Source organism: Cellulomonas hominis, assembly GCF_005239125.1.
Classification (GTDB): Bacteria; Actinomycetota; Actinomycetes; order Actinomycetales; family Cellulomonadaceae; genus Cellulomonas; species Cellulomonas hominis_A.
Genome location: NZ_SZYE01000274.1, coordinates 1 through 3,726 on the forward strand (window position 1 = coordinate 1; position 3,726 = coordinate 3,726).

Genomic DNA, 3,726 nt, shown 5'->3' on the forward strand with positions numbered 1-3,726 from the left:
CTCACGCAGGGCACCGCCGACGTCACCGTCGGCGAGCTGTGGCGCGCGCTCACCGGCCAGGGCGGCCTCGACCAGGCCGCCGCCGTCGTCACGGCGTCCCGGCTGCCGCGGCTCGCGGCCGGCGTGCTCGTCGGCTGCGCGCTCGGCGCGTCCGGCGCGGCGCTGCAGGGGGTCGCCCGCAACCCGCTCGCCGCCCCGGACACCCTCGCGGTGAACGCGGGCGCGCACCTGGCGGTCACGGCCGCCGCGGTGGTGGGGGCGTCCCTCGGGGCGCTGCCCGGCGTGGCGGTCGCGTTCGCCGGGGGCGTCGCCGCGGCGGGCGTCGTCATCGGGCTGTCGGGCGGCCCCGCCGCCTCCCCGGTGCGCCTCGTCCTCGCCGGCACCGCCATCACCCTCGGGCTGTCGTCGGTGACGCAGGCCCTGCTCGTGCTGTTCCCCTGGGAGACCCAGGGGCTGTTCGCCTGGGGCGCCGGCTCGCTCGGCCAGAACGGCATGGGCACCGTCCGCGCGATCGCGCCGGTCGTGGTGGTCGCGTTCCTCGGCCTGGTGCTGCTCGGCCGCCGGCTCGACCTGCTCGGCCTGGGTGACGACGCCGCGCGGTCCCTCGGGGTCGACGTGGCCCGGACCCGGCTGGTCGGCGTGCTGCTCGCGGTGCTCCTGGCCACCTGCGCGGTGACCGTCACCGGTCCCATCGGGTTCGTCGGCCTGTGCGCGCCGCTGCTGGTGCGCCTGCTCGCCACCTGGGTCCGCCCGCTGGGCCGGCACCGCCTGCTGATCCCCGCCGCGGCCGTCGCGGGCACGGCCCTGGTCCTGACCGCCGACGTCGCGCTGCGCGCGGTGTTCGGGCCGGTCTCCGGCGTGACCGTCCCGACGGGCGTCGTCACCAGCCTGATCGGCGCCGTCGCCCTGGTGGTCCTGGCCCGCCGGGCCCGCGCGGCGCTCGAGCCGGACACCCTCGTCACGCTGCGGGCGGGCAGCGACCTGGCCCGCCGCGCGCCGGCGGTGCTGCTGGGTGCCGGCGTGCTCCTGCTCGTCGGCGTCGTGGTCGCCGGGGTGCTGCTCGGCGACTCGACGGTGCTGCTCGGCGACGTGGCCAACTGGGTCGCGGGCAAGGCGTCGGTGCGGCTGGACATCATCCTCGACTCCCGGGTGCCGCGGGTCGCCGCCGCCCTGCTGGCCGGCGCGTGCCTGGCCCTCGCGGGCGCGCTGGTGCAGACCGTCACCCGGAACCCGCTCGCCGACCCCGGCGTGCTCGGCGTCTCGCACGCCGCGGGCCTCGGCGCCGTGGTCGTCATCGTGCTCACGAGCGCGCCGTCGTTCGCGCTGGTGTTCGGCGGGGCCCTCGTCGGGGCGGTCCTCGCGGGGCTGCTCGTCTTCGGCGTCACCGCGGGCAGCGGCATGGCGTCGGGCCGGATGGTGCTGGTCGGCCTCGGCACCGGCGCCGCGGCCAGCGCGGTCACGACCCTGCTGCTGGTCCGGACGGACCCGTGGAACCAGAACCGGGCCATCACCTGGCTCGGTGGCTCCACGTTCGGGGCCGGGGCACCGCAGCTGGTACCGATGGCGGTGGCCCTGGCGATCGGGGTGCTGGTCGCCGCCCGCACGCACCGGGACCTCGACCTCGTGCAGGTGGACGACGTGACGCCGCGGGTGCTGGGCGTCGACCTCCCGCGCTCCCGCACGCTGCACGTCGGCATCGCGGTGCTGCTGACCGCCGCCGCGACCGCCGCGATCGGGCCGGTCGTGTTCGTCGGCCTGGTCGCCCCGCACGCCGCGCGCATGCTGATCGGCAAGCGGCACCGGTGGACGCTGCCGCTGACCGTGGTCCTCGGCGCGGCGCTGGTGTGCGTGGCGGACCTCGTCGGGCGGACGGCCATCGCGCCCGCGCAGCTGCCGGCCGGCCTCGTCACGGCCGTCATCGGGACGCCGTACTTCCTCTGGCTGCTCTGGCGGATGCGGGCGACCTCGCGCCGCTGACGCCCGGGCACCGGTGCACCCGGCGGCCGGCGGTCAGGTGCTCGGCGCGCCGTCCTCGGGTGCCGGGCCGCGGTCGCGCAGGCCCTGCTCGCGGGCGCGCAGGTCCGCCTCCCAGTCGCGGAGCATCCGCTCGTGCCGGTCGTCGGAGTCCCGCAGCCCGGCGAGGAAGGCGGGATCGTCGTCCGGGCCCGCCGCGCGCGGCCGCTCGTCCTCCGGGAACCCGGCGGTCGCGGTGCTCGGCCAGGGCACGGACCGCGCGGACGCCGAGCGCTCCGGGCGCCCGGCGACGAGCCACGCGATCCCGCCGACCAGCGGGAGGAGGACGAAGGGGACGGCGGGGCGCGCTGTCCGGGAAACGGGCGCACGGGTCGTCCTCGGCCACCCGCTGGAGTGGCGGCCGCGGCCCGGCGGGCGTAGAAGGGTGCTCCGGTCTCGTGAACGGCAGGAGCCCTGCGATGGAGCAGCGCATTCTCGGGTCCCGGCGCGCGCCGGGACGGGCCGCCGCGCGTGCGGGCGTGCTCGCGCTCGCACTCGTCCTGGTGGGGGCGGTGCCGGGCGTCGCCGACGACGCGTCCGGCGCCCGGCCCGGTGGGCCCGGCATGCCCGGCACGTACACCAACCCGGTCGGCGCCGGCTTCGCGGACACCTTCGCCGACCCCGCGGTGATCCGCGGCCAGGACGGCTGGTGGTACGCCTACGGCACCACCGACCCGCTGCGCTCGGGCGAGGGCACGCGGCACCTGCTGCCGGTGTCCCGGTCCGCGGACCTCGTCACCTGGGAGTACGTGGGGGACGCCTTCGGCGAGGACTCCCTGCCGTCCTGGGCGGACACCGACCCCGCGCACCCCGCCGCGCTGTGGGCGCCCGACATCCGCTACGTCGACGGCCGGTACCGGCTCTACTACGTCGTCACGGAGACCACCGCGACGCCGGGCACCGGCGACACGGCGATCGGCGTGGCGACCGCGCCCACGCCGACCGGGCCGTGGACCGACGCCGGCGACCCGGTGGTGGACCCGCGCCCCGGCGGCAGCGGCGGGCCGGACGACTTCCTGTGGACGTTCGACCCCTCGCACGTCGTGGGCCCGGACGGCACCGAGTACCTGTTCTACGGCTCGTACTACGGCGGGATCTGGGTGACCGAGCTGGACGACACGGGCACCGAGGCGGTCGGCGAGCCCGTCCAGGTGGCGGTCGACAACAAGTTCGAGGGCGCGTACGTCGTGCAGCGCGACGGCGCCTGGTACCTGTTCGCCTCCACGGCGAACTGCTGCGCGGGCCCGACCACCGGCTACAGCGTGCAGGTCGGCCGGTCCGCGTCGGTCACCGGTCCGTACGTCGACCGCGAGGGGGTGCCGCTGCTGGCGTCGCGCGCGGGCGGCACGCCGGTGCTGACGCCGAACGGGAACCGCTGGGTCGGCACCGGCCACAACGCCGTCGTGACCGATCTGGCGGGCCGGGACTGGATGGTCTACCACGCGATCGACCGGGACGACCCGTACCTCGACGGCACCGACGGCATCAACCGGCGGCCGATGCTGATGGACCGGCTCGACTGGGTGGACGGCTGGCCCGTCGTGCGGGCGGGCGCCGGTGCGTCCGACGACGCGCAACCGGTCCCGGCGGGCGGCGGTCCGGCCGTCGCCGGCTTCGAGGACGGCTTCGGCCGCGGCTGGCGCGGCGACGCCTGGCGCACGGTGACCGGCGACCCGCAGGGCGACGGCCACCGCGTGGCCGCCGCCCTGCGGG

Annotated in this window: 3 protein-coding genes; 2 read left to right on the plus strand and 1 reads right to left on the minus strand. The window is 77.7% G+C overall.

Annotation, left to right across the window (positions count from 1 at the left end):
* Positions 1-1,977, plus strand: a 1,977-nt coding sequence (locus FA014_RS18695; RefSeq protein WP_154731119.1) for an iron ABC transporter permease, incomplete at its 5' end; no start/stop codon positions are given.
* A gap of 33 nt (positions 1,978-2,010) precedes the next feature.
* Here FA014_RS18695 and FA014_RS18700 read toward each other — a convergent pair.
* Entirely contained in the window at positions 2,011-2,226 is a 216-nt protein-coding gene (locus FA014_RS18700; RefSeq protein WP_230323408.1) for a hypothetical protein, read from the minus strand.
* Between the two features lie 206 nt (positions 2,227-2,432).
* Here FA014_RS18700 and FA014_RS18705 point away from each other — a divergent pair.
* A partial coding sequence (locus FA014_RS18705) for a family 43 glycosylhydrolase (protein ID WP_154731120.1) occupies positions 2,433-3,726 on the plus strand: 1,294 nt, incomplete at its 3' end.